This is a genomic window from Collimonas silvisoli (assembly GCF_018305005.1).
GTDB classification, from domain to species: domain Bacteria; phylum Pseudomonadota; class Gammaproteobacteria; order Burkholderiales; family Burkholderiaceae_D; genus Collimonas; species Collimonas silvisoli.
This window is the reverse complement of the sequence record NZ_JAGQEG010000008.1, coordinates 66,831-80,831: the sequence shown is the minus strand read 5'-3', so window position 1 is coordinate 80,831 and position 14,001 is coordinate 66,831. Positions and strand designations below refer to the sequence as shown.

The 14,001-nt window shown below is 59.8% G+C and carries 13 protein-coding genes and 1 pseudogene; 6 read left to right on the top strand and 8 right to left on the bottom strand.

Going from position 1 to position 14,001, the window contains the following annotated elements:
- Positions 1-416: phospholipase D-like domain-containing protein (locus tag KHU33_RS03525; RefSeq protein ID WP_230414031.1), on the top strand; the 416-nt coding region annotated here is incomplete at its 5' end.
- A 75-nt stretch (positions 417-491) separates the two neighbouring features.
- Positions 492-2,024 (top strand): tetratricopeptide repeat protein, encoded by a 1,533-nt coding sequence (locus KHU33_RS03520; protein WP_211461126.1) that lies wholly within the window; start codon positions 492-494, stop codon positions 2,022-2,024.
- Positions 2,025-2,166: 142 nt separating this feature from the next.
- Here the strand turns inward: KHU33_RS03520 and KHU33_RS03515 are convergent.
- Positions 2,167-2,439: pseudogene (locus tag KHU33_RS03515) on the bottom strand (transposase); the annotation flags it as partial.
- A 276-nt stretch (positions 2,440-2,715) separates the two neighbouring features.
- Between KHU33_RS03515 and KHU33_RS03510 the strand changes: the two are divergent.
- Positions 2,716-3,090, top strand: coding sequence for a DOPA 4,5-dioxygenase family protein (locus KHU33_RS03510; protein WP_211461124.1), 375 nt, complete (start codon positions 2,716-2,718; stop codon positions 3,088-3,090).
- A gap of 33 nt (positions 3,091-3,123) precedes the next feature.
- Positions 3,124-3,825: a right-handed parallel beta-helix repeat-containing protein gene (locus KHU33_RS03505; protein WP_211461123.1), complete on the top strand. Its 702-nt coding sequence runs from the start codon at positions 3,124-3,126 to the stop codon at positions 3,823-3,825.
- A gap of 7 nt (positions 3,826-3,832) precedes the next feature.
- On the opposite strand, the gene KHU33_RS03500 is transcribed toward KHU33_RS03505, so the two are convergent.
- From KHU33_RS03500 to KHU33_RS03480, 5 genes are all read right to left on the bottom strand, one after another.
- Positions 3,833-4,813 carry an aldo/keto reductase gene (locus KHU33_RS03500; RefSeq protein ID WP_211461122.1) on the bottom strand — a complete coding sequence of 327 codons (981 nt, stop codon included), beginning with the start codon at positions 4,811-4,813 and terminating at the stop codon, positions 3,833-3,835.
- 100 nt (positions 4,814-4,913) lie between these two features.
- Entirely contained in the window at positions 4,914-6,209 is a 1,296-nt protein-coding gene (locus tag KHU33_RS03495) for an NAD(P)/FAD-dependent oxidoreductase (protein ID WP_211461121.1), read from the bottom strand.
- Between the two features lie 13 nt (positions 6,210-6,222).
- Complete coding sequence (locus tag KHU33_RS03490; RefSeq protein ID WP_211461120.1) at positions 6,223-6,972, bottom strand: amino acid ABC transporter ATP-binding protein; 750 nt, start codon at positions 6,970-6,972, stop codon at positions 6,223-6,225.
- A complete protein-coding gene (locus KHU33_RS03485; RefSeq protein WP_211461119.1) occupies positions 6,969-7,625 on the bottom strand; it encodes an amino acid ABC transporter permease in 657 nt (218 codons plus the stop codon). The genes KHU33_RS03490 and KHU33_RS03485 overlap by 4 nt, the downstream gene beginning before the upstream one ends.
- An 80-nt stretch (positions 7,626-7,705) precedes the next feature.
- Complete coding sequence (locus KHU33_RS03480; protein ID WP_211461118.1) at positions 7,706-8,467, bottom strand: ABC transporter substrate-binding protein; 762 nt, start codon at positions 8,465-8,467, stop codon at positions 7,706-7,708.
- Positions 8,468-8,636: 169 nt separating this feature from the next.
- Here KHU33_RS03480 and KHU33_RS03475 point away from each other — a divergent pair, with 169 nt between their 5' ends.
- The gene (locus tag KHU33_RS03475) at positions 8,637-9,440 is read left to right on the top strand and encodes an IclR family transcriptional regulator (protein ID WP_211461117.1); all 804 of its coding nucleotides are present in this window, start codon (positions 8,637-8,639) and stop codon (positions 9,438-9,440) included.
- A gap of 64 nt (positions 9,441-9,504) precedes the next feature.
- Here KHU33_RS03475 and KHU33_RS03470 read toward each other — a convergent pair whose 3' ends face one another.
- On the bottom strand, positions 9,505-11,004 hold the full coding sequence (locus KHU33_RS03470) for a CoA-acylating methylmalonate-semialdehyde dehydrogenase (protein ID WP_211461116.1): 1,500 nt from the start codon (positions 11,002-11,004) through the stop codon (positions 9,505-9,507).
- Between the two features lie 13 nt (positions 11,005-11,017).
- Positions 11,018-12,346: an aspartate aminotransferase family protein gene (locus KHU33_RS03465; protein ID WP_211461115.1), complete on the bottom strand. Its 1,329-nt coding sequence runs from the start codon at positions 12,344-12,346 to the stop codon at positions 11,018-11,020.
- 144 nt (positions 12,347-12,490) lie between these two features.
- Here KHU33_RS03465 and KHU33_RS03460 point away from each other — a divergent pair, with 144 nt between their 5' ends.
- Complete coding sequence (locus tag KHU33_RS03460) at positions 12,491-13,921, top strand: aminotransferase-like domain-containing protein (protein ID WP_211461114.1); 1,431 nt, start codon at positions 12,491-12,493, stop codon at positions 13,919-13,921.
- Positions 13,922-14,001 lie beyond the last annotated feature (80 nt).

Here is a 14,001-nt window from a genome sequence, read left to right as displayed (position 1 = left end):
AAGTGCTGCTGGCACGGCTGATCACCCGCAACAATGGCCGCCCTTTGCCTAAGCAAGTCTCCAATTACCGGCAAGTCTACATCCACAGCAAACTCATGGTGATTGACGATTCGTTCATCACGCTGGGTAGCGCCAACATGAATGTGCGCAGCATGTCAGGGGATAGCGAGATCAATATGACGACCGATGATGCGGTCAAGGCCGCTGAATTACGCAAGCGGGTGTGGGGGCAGCATGCAGGGGGATTTGGAGACTGCAATGGCGGGGACGGTAGTGAAACGGCGATTGCTAATGCCTTTAAGGATTGGCAACAATTGATGCTTAAAAATGAAGAAAACGTAACAGCCAATGCTCCTATCACTGGTTTTTTAATTCCCTTCCGCGATCTGCGCGAAGTCACGTTCCGGCACGGTTAAGGACAAACCATGCATCACTTACGCCGCTTGATGACCTGCTTTTTACTCGCTACTTTTACTTTGACTGCCTGCTCAATGAAACCCACTTTACCGCGCAACATGGCTTTAAAAGCCTTCGACCCACACCGCAAAGATTTTACTTGTCAGTACGAAATGAACAACGTGCCGCCGATTGACGCCCAGGCGGAAGCCTGGTTTCAGGAAGGTTTGCGTATTACCAGCCGTGATTTGCCGCCGAAGCAGCGCAACTACCCGAAAGCAGTAGAACTGTGGCAGCAAGCCGCGAATAAGAAACACTGGAAAGCGATGATGAACTTGGCGGGAGTGCTGATTAATAGCGATGGCTTTGCGCCTTACGAAGTCGCTGCCGATCCAGAGCGAGCGGTGCAAATCGTGGAGCAAGGAATGCTGCTGGGTATTCCGGCGGCCTTTGATCTGATGGGCAGCTTCCATCAAAACGGCGCGGGTGTCACTGGCGATATGAGCCGCGCCTATGGCTTGTGGGAATTGGCGGCGGACAAGGGCAGCCCCAGTGCGCAGACATTTTTAGGGAAAGCATTCGATGCTTCCTATGACAATCCGCAAGAAGGGTTTTGGGCGAATGATAAAGTAGGGCGCAAAATGCTGGAGTGCGCTTTTACGCAAGGTTATGGCAAAGGAGCCTTAGAGCTTGGTGTGTCATTAGATGTAATAGACAAGGATTATCCACGCGCCCTCAAAGTTCTACATGAAGGCGTCAAAATGGGATGTGAGAAATGTGCAAATTATCTTTCCTCCAGTTTTCGCCACCATGATGACCCTCTTACCAATAATTTCATCGACACCGCCCGTTCCGAACGCTATAGCGCCTTAGGCGACGCGCTTTACCACAACCCCGATCTGCGTTTCCCAAACCTCGATAAAATCCTGCCGCTGCCTCCCGCAACGCTCCCCCAATGGGACAGCAAGATCGAATCCCTGATCAACGCCGCCAAGCCGGTCATGCCTGCACCGCCACCGCCGGCAGCCACGCCGGGGGCCAATCTTTCCGGCCGCGCCCACATTCCGCAAGGCTGGGTGCTGCCGAAAGAGGCCGTGCCGCTGGCTGCTGAAACAAGCGATGGCAGACAAGTCACGTCGCAATATGAAAGCACCACCGCTCGCTTCAGTGGCTACTGGCTGCCGCAACTGCTCAGTCCGCGCACCCAATCCCATCTCTTATGGAATCAAGATCAAGCGCCGCAACAGTATGCGCGTGGCGAACCGTTTGCCGACCTGCGCGCCGGCCTGACCCAGAATGACGGCCGCATCATGTGGCATTACATGGGCCTCCCGCAACAAGTGCCGCCACGGGCATTGCCGGCCCAACTGCTTGGCGGCCTGTGGCGCGTGGCGCAGGCCAATCCGGCCGCGATGACCTTGTGCAACGGCGCCGAGCCGTGTCCATACAGCGGCGTCTGGCAACCGACGATACCAGCAGAGCATCCGCTGAAATCCCTGGTGAACTGGCGCTGGCGGCAGGCCGCTGTAGTGCAGGGGCAGCGTTTCCCGGAACCGGATAAAGATTGGCTGATAGCGGTAGATAGCCATCTGGTGACCTGGCAACTGGTAGAGGCTGCCAGCGCATGAATCGTCTTCCCGCATTTGAGCATAAGGGCAGCCCATGCCTCGGTTTCTGCCGCTCAATGCTTTGTTTTTTGCTTGTTTATGTCAGCCGTATTCAAGGCCCGGCACTGTGGGATGTGCATCATAATTTTTTAAGCGCATGGTTACCCGCAAAGCGGCGCATGCTCTCCGATTCGTACAGCGCTTCTTCCAGGCCGGGATCAGACAGGTTGTACCAGTGCTGCAGAAAGTGCAGGCGCAGCATCTTCTCCAGTCCAACCGGTGGGCGCCCGTTGCCCGCCTGCGGATAGTACGGGGCCAGCACACGACATAGGTCAGTCCAAGGTATCGTGCTTTCCATTTCCGATAGAAACTTCTCACGCCGGGTTGGTTTGCGATGCAGTTCGAACGTTCCTTGGGCAAGTGTCATTTGCTTCATGGTTTTATTCCTGTCTTCAGGTGAATGGCTCGCTCTTTAACGATTGAGCAAGCACCTTGGATGACTTTTGCAGAGTTTCCTTAACAGGCCCTAGGGCGACGATGATCAGAAAGACAAGCCGGAATTTTGCGCTTTTCGAGACGATTTCCATGGCTATGGAAAAAGGCGTATTCTTGATTTCTAACTCAGCAACAAACAGCAACAAACGATAAAAAACAGTCCGATGCCAAACGCATCTGATCGCAATCCATACATCATCTCCCTGGAGTTTCCCGCATGACCGAATCATCCGCGCCGAGCATCACCGGCTATCACGCTCACATCTATTTCGACGCCGCCACGCTGGGGCAGGCGCAAGCCTTGTGCGAGGAGGCGGCGCGGCGGTTTACGTTGACCATGGGCCGGGTCCATCAGCGGCAAGTAGGTCCGCATCCGGACTGGAGCTGCCAGCTGGCCTTCGAAACTCCCGTGTTTGACGAGCTGATTCCATGGCTGGCCTTGCATCGCGCGGGTCTGGTGGTGTTCATCCATCCACTGACCGGCGACGACCTGCTGGATCATCGCGACCATGCCATCTGGATGGGGGCGGTACGGCCATTGAAACTGTCGATATTTTCCACGGAGTCCGAGACCGCAAGCCCTGAGCAATGAAGCCAGGCTAATCCAGAAAGACAGGTGTTTATCATGGGCAATCGCAGCTTGCAGCAACTGGTGACGATGGTGTTGGTTATCTCGCAAATGGCGCCGGGCGCCAGTGCGGCGGCCGGCCGGGTGACCATGATTGATCCCGGCCGCGCCGACAAGCCGGGTTTCCAGGTGGTCATCGAGCAGGCCGGCTATTACCGCCTGGCAGGCGATCTGAAAGTAGCGGACGCCAATACCACGGCGATCGAAATCAATGCCGACAACGTTACCCTTGACCTCAACGGCCACGCCATCCAGGGCCCGGCCCGCTGCCAGCAACTGCCCGCGCCCTGCTGGCCGAGCGGTACCGGCAATGGCGTGCATACGGTTGGGCACAGCGGCATCGCGGTCAAGAATGGCATCATCCAAGGCATGGGAAATTACGGCGTCTACCTGGAAACCAACAAAGCCAGCCTGGACCGGGTGGTACTTGCCAGGAACGCTCATGGCGGCGCGGTGTTTTTTGGCGGCTCGATCAGCAACAGCGTGGCCGAGGCTAACGGCGGCGACGGCGTCTTCGGCGTCGATCTCAAGGTGCGCAGCAATGTGCTGCGCGGCAATCAGATGCTGGGACTGGCGGCGTATGGCAACTCCACCTTTAGCAACAACCAGTTCAAGGGCAATAACAACAACGCCGCGCAAACCAATTTGAAACCGCTCGCCGCCGATCGCAATGTATGCAATGCGGCGCCATGCCGGTAGCACTACGCTAGCGGTCGACCCAGACCATGCGTTCCTTGCTGTAGCGCTCGCCGGCCACCTGCTGCAAGGCACTCTCCAGTAACGCGGTTTCGCTGCGATCCAGCGTGACCTCGGTTGCGGCGACGTTTTGCTCAAGGTAAGCGCGGCGCTTGGTACCGGGAATCGGTACGATGTCGTCGCCTTGCTGCAAGACCCAGGCAAGCGCGATCTGGCTGCTGCTGACACCCTTCGCTGCGGCGATTTCGCCGACCACCTTTGCCGCCCGCATATTGGCATCGAAATTGTCGCCTTGCAGGCGCGGATCGAGATGGCGAAAATCGGAAGCGGGATAGCTTTCCGCACGCTGCGCGGTACCGCTCAGGAAACCGCGGCCGAGCGGGCTGAATGGCACCAGACCGATGCCGAGTTCGCGCAGGATCGGCAAGATATCGGCTTCCAGATTACGCTCCCACAGCGAATATTCGCTTTGCAGAGCGCTGATCGGATGTACCGCGTGTGCCTTGCGAATATTCGCGACGCCGGCTTCGGACAGGCCCAGAAAGCGCACTTTGCCTTCACGCACCAGATCCGCCATGACCCCGACCACGTCTTCAATCGGCACCGCCGGATCGACCCGGTGCTGATACAGCAAATCGACGTAATCGGTGCCGAGGCGGCGCAGCGAGCCTTCCACCGCGCGCCGTATGTGGCCCAGCTCGCTGGTGACGCCGGTGGTGACGCCATTCTCTATCTTGAAACCGAATTTGGTGGCCAGCACCACTTCATGCCGCCGCCCTTTGAAGACGCGCCCCAGCAACGACTCGTTTTCGTAAGGGCCGTATTGTTCGGCCGTGTCGAAGAAGTTGACGCCCAATGCCAGCGCTCGTTCCAAGGTGGCGACGGATTCGGCCTCGTCGGCCGCGCCGTATGCGGTGCTCATGCCCATGCAACCCAGGCCGATTGCCGATACCGTCAGACCGCCCGATCCCAATTTGCGCTGCTTCATCATTGATTGCTCCGGATAGTGATAGCTTGAGGTTGCCAGTCTAGCCTAGTCCTGGATCTTGATCAGGCAAGGCGCTATTTATCCGGGGAGCTGATCCGAGTCCTTAGGAAAATTTGTCGAGGATGCTGTAGTAAGCGACCCCGGCGGCAATATAAAAGCGTTGCAAGCCATGAAAAGGAATCGGCTGGATGGTGCTGATCGGAAATGGGAACGGCGCGCTCTTTGCGCTCAGCAGACGTTGCGCCAGGCACCGGCCCATGGTCGACGCCATGGCGATGCCGCGGCCGTTGTAACCCAGCGCAATCGTCAGGCCGGCGGCCGGCTCATGCACATGCGGCAGAAAATCACGGGTAATCGCCACCCTGCCGGCCCAGCGGAATTCATAGCCGACTTGCGCCAGTTGCGGAAACAACAGCGCCAGCGAACGTTCCAGATGGCTGAAATCCTGCGCGCCGCGCGGCTCAGAGAAAGGCCCGCGGCCGCCCATGAGCAAGCGTCCTTGCGCATCGCGCCGGTAATACAGCAGCAGCCGGCGCGAGTCCGACACCACTTGCCGGCCGGCCAGGATGTTGTCGCCCAGTTCCGGCGGCAACGGTTTGGTGGCGACGATGAAGCTGTTGGCGGCGATCACCGATTGTTTCAGGCGCGGCCACAGATCGCCGGTGTAGCCGTTGGTGGCGATCACCACCTGCTCGGCAGTCACGCGCGCACCGCCGGCAGTATCGACCTGCCATTGTCCGTCCTGCCGTTGCAGGCCGCTGACCAAAGTATTGCCGTGGATGGCGGCGCCATGCGCTTGCGCCGCCCGCACCAGGCCGCGGCAATAGCTGAGCGGCTGGATGCTGCCGGCACGGCGGTCGATCCAGCCGCCGACATAGGCCGGGCTGCCGATGCGTTGCGTCACCTCGGCGCGCTCCAGCATCTCTACCGGCGCACCGCGTTCGGCCCATTGCGCGGCGCGTTTCACCAGCACCCGCATCACTTGCTCGGAATGCGCCGGCTGGATCCAGCCGTTGCGGACGGCGTCGCATTCGATGCGGTATTTTGCGATCAGGTCGAATACCGTGTCGGCGGCCTTGCCGATGGTGTCGATCAGCAGCTCGCCTTTTTTACTGCCGAACATCACGTTCAATTGATCGGGGTCGTATTTCAAGCCTGGAATCACCTGGCCGCCGTTGCGCCCGGAGGCTCCCCAGCCTGGCTCGGAGGCTTCCAGCACGCAGACGCTGGCGCCGGCTTCGGCCAGGTGCAAGGCGGTCGATAGCCCGGTATAGCCGCCGCCGATGACGATCACATCGGCTTTGCGCGATGCGGCCAGTGGTGGTGTAGCCGATGGCGCTGTCGCGGTCGCCGCCCACAGCGAGGGCGGCAGTGCTTGTCCTGCAGAGATGTTTTTCATACGGTGCTTTGATTTATGCAGGCTGATCAGAGGTTTGCTGGCCCAGCACGCGGCGCAGGAAATCCTTGGTGCGCGCGTGTTGCGGGGCGCTTAATACCTGTCGTGCCGGACCTTCTTCGACGATGGTGCCGCTATGCAGAAAGCAGACGCGGTCGGCGACATCGCGTGCGAATCCCATTTCATGCGTGACCACGATCATGGTCATGCCGTCGTTGGCCAAGGTGCGCATGACTGCCAGCACCTCGCCCACCAGTTCCGGATCGAGCGCAGAAGTCGGCTCGTCGAACAGAATCGCTTTCGGTTTCATGGCCAAGGCGCGGGCGATCGCCACCCGCTGCTGCTGGCCGCCCGAGAGCTGGTTCGGATAGGCGTCGGCGCGTTGCGCCAGGCCGACTTTGGCCAGCAACGCCAGCGCTTCCTGCCTGGCAGTGGCCGGCGCGATCCGGTTGACGTAGATCGGGCCTTCCATGACGTTTTCCAGCACCGTGCGATGCGGGAACAGATTGAAGCGCTGGAACACCATGCCGACATGGGTGCGCAGCTGATGGATGGTGGCCGATTTGCTGTCGACCCGTTGGCCCTCGATCAGGATCTCGCCGCCCTCATAGGTTTCCAGCCCGTTGATGCAGCGCAGGACGGTCGATTTGCCGGAGCCGGACGGCCCGATCAGGCACACTACCTCGCCGGCGGCGACCTGCAGCGAGACGCCCTTCAGCACTTCGTGCTGACCGAAACATTTATGGATTTGCTTGACTTCAATCATTTCCGTTTCCCCTGGCCAAAGCGCGCTTCCAGCCGCCGCGTCAGCACTACCAGCGGCAGGCTCAGCAACAGATACATCAGCGCCACCATGGTGTACACCGTCATGTTCTGGAAAGTGGACGAAGCGATCATCTGGCCGGCGCGGGTCATTTCCAGCACCGTGATGGTGGACACCAGCGAAGAATCCTTGAGCATCATCACCAGCGTGTTGCCGTAAGGCGGCAGTGCGATGCGGAAAGCCTGCGGCAGCACCACGCGCCGCATGATCATCGGCATGCGCATGCCGATCGATTGCGCCGCCTCGATCTGGCCGGGGTCGACCGCTTCAATGCCGGCGCGGAAATTCTCCGCCTGGTACACCGAATAAGCGATGCCGAGGCCGATCACGCCGGCCTGGAACGCCGTCAGCTGTATGCCCAGTTCCGGCAGCACGAAGTAAATGTAGAACAGCTGGACGATGATCGGCAGGCCGCGGATGATGTTGATCACGCTGGCCGCGAACCAGGACACCGGGCCTAGCTGCGATACTTTCATCAGCGCCAGGATCAGGCCGATGACGGTGCTCAGGATCAGCGAATAAAAGGTGACTTCCACCGTGACCACTGCACCGCGCAGCAGGATAGGCAGGAAATCCATGACGTTCTGGATTAGCATGATGTGCTTCTCAATCAGGAAGGAAACGGCAGCACTGCCCGGCTACGCTACTGCTACGGCCGGGCGCATCGCATTTGCGATTAGTTCAGATTCCACTGTTGGACGATCTTGGCCAGCGTGCCGTCGGCCTTGGCGGCGGCGATGGCTTTGTTCAAACGCTCCAGCAACTGGTGATCGCCCTTGCGTACTACCAGGCAAACGTCGCCTACCAGTGTCGGCTGGTATTCCTTGACCAGGCGCACCTGCGGATTGGCGCCTTGCGCCAGCTGGTAAGCAACAATCGGCCGATCGCCGAAGCCGGCCTTGATGCGGCCCAGGGCGACGTCGCGCATCATGTCGGCGACAGAATCGTAGACGCGCACTTCCTTGAAGCCGCCTTTCTTGTTGAGCGCATCGATGAATATGGTGCCGACCTGGGCGCCGACGATTTCACCTTTCAAATCGTCCAGCGTCTTGTAGCTGCGCTTGTCCTCGGCATTGACAAACAAACCTTCGCCATACGAATACACCGGATCGCTGAAATCGACGATTTGCGCACGCGCTGCGGTCTTCAACATGGCGGCGGCGATGATGTCGATCTTGTTGGAAGTCAGAGAGGGGATCAGTGCCGAGAACGGAGTTTGCTGGAGGTTGACGCTGAAGCCGGCATTTTTGCCGACGGCGGTCACGGTATCGACCATCATGCCTTGCAGCTTGTTGGTCTTGATATCGAGGAAGGTAAATGGCACGCCGGTGGAAGTTGCGCCCACGGTAAACGCGGTTTGCGCCAGGCAAAGCGAGGCGGCGCTGGCGGCTGCCAGCAAGATGGTTGCCTTGGTCAGGCGTTGGATCAGCTGTTTCATTTATTTCCCCTCTGTGTGGCAGCCGGGTGAATGGCTGGCATGCTGCAGTTGATATAAAAATCGCCGTTCGATTAAGTATATTCAATTTACGATTATCGTCAATAGATATTTACGTATCGATATTCGATATTATGGTATGATAAATCATCGTGCAGAGTGAGGGATAACCATGAATGACAAGAATGACGATCCACAGCCGGAAGTTGCCGATGCTTTATTTAACCAATCGCTGGAAAAAGGCCTGGCCGTGCTGCGCGCTTTCGACGCCCGGCGCCGCACCATGACCCTGGCCGATGTGGCGGAAGCAACCTCGATCACCAAGAGTTCCGCGCAGCGCATGATCTACACGCTGGAGATGCTGGGCTATGTCAAGAAACATCCAACCACGCGCCGTTACCAGCTGACGCCGAAAGTCATGGAGATCGGCTACAACTACCTGGAAGCCGATACGCTGGTCGATGTCGCCAACCCGTTCCTGGCGGAGTTGGCCAATACCACCGGCGAAACGACCAACATGACCGAGCCGTATGAGAGCCAGATGGTGTACGTGGCGCGCTTCGTCGGCCACCAGTTCATCCCGATCCACATGCCGATCGGCAGCCGCATCCCGATGTATTGCACCGGCTCCGGCCGCGCCTACCTGAGCACGCTGGCGGCGGCAGACGCGCGCGCCTTGCTGCAGTCCAGCCAGCTGACTGCGCGCACGCCGCATACCCGCACCGATATCGACGACATCATGGCGCTGCTGGCGACCGCGCGCGAAAAGGGCTATGCCTGCAACAATGAAGAATTATTCCTGGGCGACATGACGATTGCCGCGCCCATCATCAGCAATCAAGGTGCGGCGGTGGCCGTGGTTCACGTAGTGACGCCGACCAGCCGCTGGACGCTGGCGGAAGCGGAAAAGAAAATAGGGCCGCTGGTGCTGGAATGTGCGCGCTCGATCAGCAATTCGATCCGGACGCTGACCTGAGCTGAGTTGATTTGCGGCCGCATCATCCTGCGCCCGGCGCGCAGGATGATGACGGCCAGCGGCTTTATTTCGCGGTAGGCATGGTGAATTCAGCGCCCTTGGCGATGCTGTCCGGCCAGCGCTGCATGATGCTCTTGTAGCGGGTATAGAAGCGGATGCCTTCTTCGCCGTAAGCATGGTGGTCGCCAAACAGCGAACGTTTCCAGCCGCCGAAGGAATGCCAGGCCATCGGCACCGGAATCGGCACATTGATGCCGACCATGCCAACCTGGATCTGCCGAGCGAAAGCGCGAGCGACGCCGCCATCGCTGGTAAAGCAGGCCACGCCGTTGCCGAATTCATGGGTGTTGATGAGTTCTACCGCGCTGGCCAGGTTCGGCACCCGCACCACGGCCAGCACCGGGCCGAAGATTTCCTCTTTATAGATGGTCATTTCGGGCGTCACGTGGTCGAACAAGGTACCGCCGACGAAAAACCCTTTTTCGTGTCCGGCAACGCTCAGGCCGCGGCCATCCACCAGCAGTTTCGCGCCCTCCTCAACGCCTTTAGCGATGTAAGCCTCGACCTTGGCCTTGTGGACGCCGGTAACCAGCGGCCCCATCTCCGATGTCGCATCATCGCCGTTGCCGATCTTCAGCGCAGCGGCGCGTTGCGCCAGTTGCGCCACCAGGCGATCGGCGACATCGCCCACCGCCACTGCCACCGAAATCGCCATGCAGCGCTCGCCGGCCGAGCCGTAGGCGGCGCCGATCAAGGCATCGACCGCTTGTTCCAGATCCGCATCCGGCATCACCACCAGGTGGTTCTTGGCGCCGCCCAGCGCCTGCACGCGTTTGCCGCGCTTTGCGCCTTCGGTATAAATATATTCCGCAATCGGGGTCGAGCCGACAAACGACAGCGCCTGCACATCGGGATGCGCCAGCAAGGCGTCTACTGCCGCCTTGTCGCCCTGAACCACATTGAATACGCCGTCCGGCAAGCCGGCTTGCTTGAGCAGATCGGCAATCAGCAGGCTGGCCGAGGGATCACGCTCGGACGGTTTCAGGATGAAGCAATTGCCGCAGGCGATCGCCACCGGGAACATCCACATCGGCACCATCACCGGGAAGTTGAACGGCGTGATGCCGGCCACCACGCCCAGCGGCTGGCGCAAATTCCAGTTATCGATGCCGCCGCCGATATTGTCGGTATGGCTGGTCTTCAGTAGATGCGGGATGCCGCAGGCAAACTCCACCACTTCGATGCCGCGCACGACTTCGCCCTTGGCGTCGGAGAACACCTTGCCGTGTTCGCGTGTGATCAGGGCCGCCAGCTTGTCGTGATTCTGTTCCAGCAATTCCTTGAACTTGAACATGACGCGGGCACGGCGCAATGGCGAGGTCTCGGCCCATGCCGGAAACGCGGCACGGGCGCTGGCTACCGCCTTATCCACTTCTTGCGTCGACGCCAGCGCAACCTGGGCCACGACGGCGCCGGTGGCTGGATTGTAGACATCGGAATAGCGTTCCGACCGGCCGGTAGACACAGCGCCGGAAATGAAATGATTGATTTGAGAAATGGTCATGGCTTGTCTCTGATTATTTGGTTTCGTTGAGTGCTTCGCGCACCGTGCTGAACATGCGTTCGATTTCTTCCGGCTGCACGATCAGCGGCGGCGAGAAGGCCAGGATGTCGCCGGTGTAGCGCACCATCACGCCTTTTTCGTAGCACTTGAGGAAAACTTCGTAGGCACGCGCCCCCGGTGCTTGCGGCCGCGGTTCGAGTTCGATGCCGGCCACCAGGCCGAGGTTGCGGATATCCTTGACGTGCGGCGCGCCGGCCACGCCGTGGGCGGCCTTCTCGAACAACGGCGACAATTCACGCGCCCGTTCGAACAGGCGCTCGCTCTTGTACAAATCGATGGCGGCGATGGCGGCGGCGGCGGCCACCGGATGGGCGGAATAGGTATAACCGTGCATCAGTTCGATGGAGCCGGCGGCGGCGGATTGAATCACCGTATCGTGGATCTCGCGTTTGGCGGCCACTGCGCCCATCGGGATGGCGGCGTTGTTGATGCCCTTGGCGAGCGTGATCAGGTCTGGCGTCACGCCGAAATAGGCGCTGGCAGTCGGTGCGCCGAGGCGGCCGAAGCCGGTAATGACTTCATCGAAAATCAGCAGGATGCCGTGCTTGCTGCACAGTTCGCGCAAGCGTTCCAGGTAACCCACCGGCGGGATCAGCACGCCGGTAGAACCGGCCAGCGGCTCGACGATGACGGCGGCGATGGTCGAAGCGTCATGCAGCGTTACCAGGCGTTCCAGCTCGTCCGCCAGATGCGCGCCCCAGGCCGGCTGGCCGTGGCTGAAGCCGGCTTCGGCGATATTCAGGGTATGCTGCAAATGATCGACGCCGGGCATCAGGTTGCCCGAAAAGGCTTTGCGGTTATTCAAGATGCCGCCGACCGAGATGCCGCCGAAACCGACGCCGTGATAACCGCGTTCGCGGCCGATGAAGCGTGTGCGCTGCCCTTCGCCGCGGGCACGGTGGTAGGCCAGTGCAATCTTCAGTGCGCTGTCGACCGCTTCCGAACCGGAATTGGTGAAGAAAATCCGGTCCAGTCCGGCCGGCATCAGTCCGGCCACCTTGCGTGCCGCCTCAAACGCCAGCGGATGGCCCATCTGGAACGATGGCGCGTAATCCATGCTGCCGATCTGCCGCGTCACGGCGGCGCTAATCTCTTCGCGGCAATGGCCGGCGTTGACGCACCACAAACCGGCGGTGGCGTCGAGAACCTGGCGGCCGTCGTCGGTCTGGTAATACATCCCTTTGGCCGAGACGAACATGCGCGGCGCTTCCTTGAACTGCCGGTTGGCGGTGAATGGCATCCAGAATGCCGACAGGTCTTGATCTGATTGCATAGTGTTCATAGTGGGTTTGAGCGTAGGTTGACGGGGTTAGTCACAGTGCCGATTATTGCAGTTACAATCCGGATTGTTAGATACACTTTGCACAAATTATGGAAAGTGTATTGTTGTGATTGGCAATCTGTACTGAATACACTTGAGGGCACCATGACTGAATCCCAAGTTTCGCGCTTTCCCTCGTTGTTGCAGCCGCAATCGGCGCTGGGCCTGGTCGAGCAGGTGGTCGCCGGCTTGAGCCGGATGATCGAAAACGGCAAGTTGCGGCCGGGTGAGCGGCTGCCGTCGATTCGCCAGTTTGCGTTGCAGCAAGAGGTTAGCAATTCGACCATTGTCGAGGCCTATGAACGGCTGGTGGCCAACGGCCTGCTGCTGGCGCGGCGCGGCTCCGGTTTTTTCATCGCCAAGCGCGAGCTGGCGGAGAGCAGCGGCATGCCGGCGATCCAGCCCAATCCGGTGATCGATGCGGCCTGGCTGTTTTCCGAAGTATTCGCCGATGAACGGGTGCCGATCAAGGCTGGTTGCGGCTGGCTGCCGAGCAGCATGCTGGACGGCGAGGGTTTGCACGCGGCGGAGCGGCGCATCATCCGCTCGCCCGGCGCCCAGCAAGTCGGTTACGGCCACCCGTTCGGCTACGGCCCGCTGCGGCAAACCATTGCCAAATCGTTCGCCAACTGGTCGCTCGATATCGGCCCGGACCAGGTGCTCACCACCCACGGCGTGACCCAGGCGCTGGATCTGATCATGCGCACCCTGGTCAAACCCGGCGACACCGTATTCATCGAAGAACCTGGTTACTGCAATCTGATTGCCATGCTGCGGCTGGCCAACATCCATGTGGTCGGCGTGCCGCGCACCGTGAGCGGGGTCGATCTGGAGCGGCTGGAAGAACTGGCGCTGCTGCATCGGCCGAAGATTTTCTTTACCAATCCGGTGCTGCAGAATCCGACCGGCACCACCTACACTCCCGCCTGCGCGATGCGTGTGTTGCAAGCGGCTGAGCGGCACGGTTTCTGGGTCGTGGAAGACGATCTGTACCGCGAGCTGGCGCAAGCGACCGATCCGATGCTGGCTGCGCTGGACGGCTTGCGGCGGGTGATTTATGTCAGCGGTTTCTCCAAAACCATCGCGCCGTCGCTGCGGCTGGGTTTCATCGCCTGCCAGAGCGATCTGGCCAAGGAATTTGCGCGCACCAAGATGGTATTGACCCTGACCAATTCCGAAATCACCGAACGCCTGGTGTACAACGCCCTGACCGAAGGCCATCACCGGCGTCATGTCGAGCGCCTGGCCAGCACCCTGCTGACGGCGCAAGCCCAGGTCAGCGCAAGGCTGGAGGATGCCGGTTTGCTGCCGTTCGGGCCGCTGCGCGGCGGCATGTTTTATTGGGCAAGAATGCCGCACGCCACGCTCAGCGCCAAGGAAATCGGCGATCAAGCCTTGGCAGAAGGTATCTGGCTGGCGCCGGGAGAATTCTTTTATGTGTCGCAGCCGGAGCATCCCTGGTTTCGTTTTAACGTCGCCTTCTCCGACTTGCCGAAGCTGTCCGATTTTTTCAAGAAGCTGGCGGCAAGTTCTTGATAAGTTGAGCAACAAAAAACCCGCGCACTCCTCATGAGGCGCGGGTTTTGTCATTTCCAGCGGTCAGCGGCAGATACCGT

Bases quoted from the DNA above. Each gene is read 5' to 3' on its own strand.
- KHU33_RS03520 (WP_211461126.1), top strand. From the start codon at position 492: ATGAAACCCACTTTACCGCGCAACATGGCTTTAAAAGCCTTCGACCCA.
- KHU33_RS03490 (WP_211461120.1), bottom strand. From the start codon at position 6,972: ATGATTGAAGTCAAGCAAATCCATAAATGTTTCGGTCAGCACGAAGTG.
- KHU33_RS03465 (WP_211461115.1), bottom strand. From the start codon at position 12,346: ATGAACACTATGCAATCAGATCAAGACCTGTCGGCATTCTGGATGCCA.
- KHU33_RS03505 (WP_211461123.1), top strand. From the start codon at position 3,124: ATGGGCAATCGCAGCTTGCAGCAACTGGTGACGATGGTGTTGGTTATC.
- KHU33_RS03500 (WP_211461122.1), bottom strand. From the start codon at position 4,813: ATGATGAAGCAGCGCAAATTGGGATCGGGCGGTCTGACGGTATCGGCA.
- KHU33_RS03480 (WP_211461118.1), bottom strand. From the start codon at position 8,467: ATGAAACAGCTGATCCAACGCCTGACCAAGGCAACCATCTTGCTGGCA.
- KHU33_RS03495 (WP_211461121.1), bottom strand. From the start codon at position 6,209: ATGAAAAACATCTCTGCAGGACAAGCACTGCCGCCCTCGCTGTGGGCG.
- KHU33_RS03460 (WP_211461114.1), top strand. From the start codon at position 12,491: ATGACTGAATCCCAAGTTTCGCGCTTTCCCTCGTTGTTGCAGCCGCAA.
- KHU33_RS03485 (WP_211461119.1), bottom strand. From the start codon at position 7,625: ATGCTAATCCAGAACGTCATGGATTTCCTGCCTATCCTGCTGCGCGGT.
- KHU33_RS03470 (WP_211461116.1), bottom strand. From the start codon at position 11,004: ATGACCATTTCTCAAATCAATCATTTCATTTCCGGCGCTGTGTCTACC.
- KHU33_RS03510 (WP_211461124.1), top strand. From the start codon at position 2,716: ATGACCGAATCATCCGCGCCGAGCATCACCGGCTATCACGCTCACATC.
- KHU33_RS03475 (WP_211461117.1), top strand. From the start codon at position 8,637: ATGAATGACAAGAATGACGATCCACAGCCGGAAGTTGCCGATGCTTTA.